The sequence below is a fragment of the Wolbachia pipientis genome (assembly GCF_030373985.1).
Lineage (GTDB): Bacteria > Pseudomonadota > Alphaproteobacteria > Rickettsiales > Anaplasmataceae > Wolbachia > Wolbachia pipientis_D.
Map to the genome: position 1 here is coordinate 1 of NZ_JAUCRB010000011.1, position 1,430 is coordinate 1,430.

At 28.4% G+C, this 1,430-nt stretch carries 1 pseudogene; it reads right to left on the bottom strand.

From position 1 onward, the window contains the following. Positions 1-236: 236 nt before the first annotated feature. Positions 237-1,120: pseudogene (locus QUS22_RS05430) on the bottom strand (Rpn family recombination-promoting nuclease/putative transposase). Positions 1,121-1,430 lie beyond the last annotated feature (310 nt).

Consider the following 1,430-nt stretch of genomic DNA (forward strand, 5'->3'; position numbering starts at 1 on the left):
CTCTTTCTTCACCTATTTGTATTCCTTCTTTTTTAATTTACCTTTTTCTTCGCTTATTTGTATTCCTTCTTGTCTACCTCTTTGTTCCCCGATTTGTATTCCTTCTAATATACCTTTTTATCAAGGAATGATGGGGTTGGTTAGGTATATCTATTTTATTTATATATATTTATATATATATAAAGCAAAATTTCAGAAACTACTCTCTGTGTGATTTCAAATTAACTCGAGGATTCTCAATAAACTTGAGCAATTTCAGACTGAAGAAGAAGACTAGTAGTTTGAGCTATAATCACAATAGAAATTCCTGCTTTAAGTAGATTTTTAGCAACCTCAATTTCTCTAACTTTTCTACCTCTTTCTTCACCTATTTGTATTCCTTCTTTTCTAGCATAATCAAGTTTTTGAGCATGGACAGCTTTCTCATCACGAATACGTTTGATCTCTTGTTCATATGCAATGAATTCTTTTTCTGACCAATTGAATCTATTTAGCTCCTCATATGCTTTTTTGATTATTTCATCGCTTCCTATTATTCTTTCCAATTCTCTTTCTCAAGTTTCTTTCGCATACTTGAAGAAGTACACCCATTTTTCAACTATATTCTCCAATTGATCTTCTTTCGTTTTTGGAAATTTTGGTAATTCAATAAAATAAAAATAAAAATCTTTTAAATCGTGTTCATTTTTATCTTCATCTCTAATAGTGAGTTTTGATTTATATTCAGATTTGTCAGGAAATAAGATACAGTCTGCAATGGCAATAAAAATAATTTCTTTGAGATCTTCATATTGGTCACCTTTATTAGCTTGTCTTGTATAGGCCTTAGCTGCATAGTATTGAGCACGTTTTTCAAAGCCTTTGGTTTTAGCAACCTGCATCTCGACGATCACTTGCACCCCATTTTCATCTCTGCAGAGTGCATCAACTATACTTTGTTTTTTAGAGGCAATTTCAGCATCTTGAATAGTACTGAGGAACTCTATTTGTTTTATTTCATCCTTTCCTGTAAAGCCCAAAATATCATTGAGAAAATGAGAATATCCTTATTCTTTTCTGTACCAAAAATGCGACGAAACGTGACATCATTCTTCGGATCGAGATATTTAGAAAAACCCATAGAAAATTAACATAAAAAGTGTTAATATTTATACACAATTCTGTATAAATTCAAGATTGAACTAATAATAATAAATGATAATTCTAAGATAAGCACCACGTGGTTTTATTATATTCAATTAATAGAAAATGTCTTAATAATGTTTTCATTGGTTCCATTAATTTATATTATTATCTATAATCATGATTTAATAGTTAATTTTATTTTTAAAATTTAAATCGAATAAAAATTGCAACGATAAACTTATAAATATTTAAACTAAATTTTATACTCATAGGCAAATATAAAAATATTTTTTTTATTTACCTAA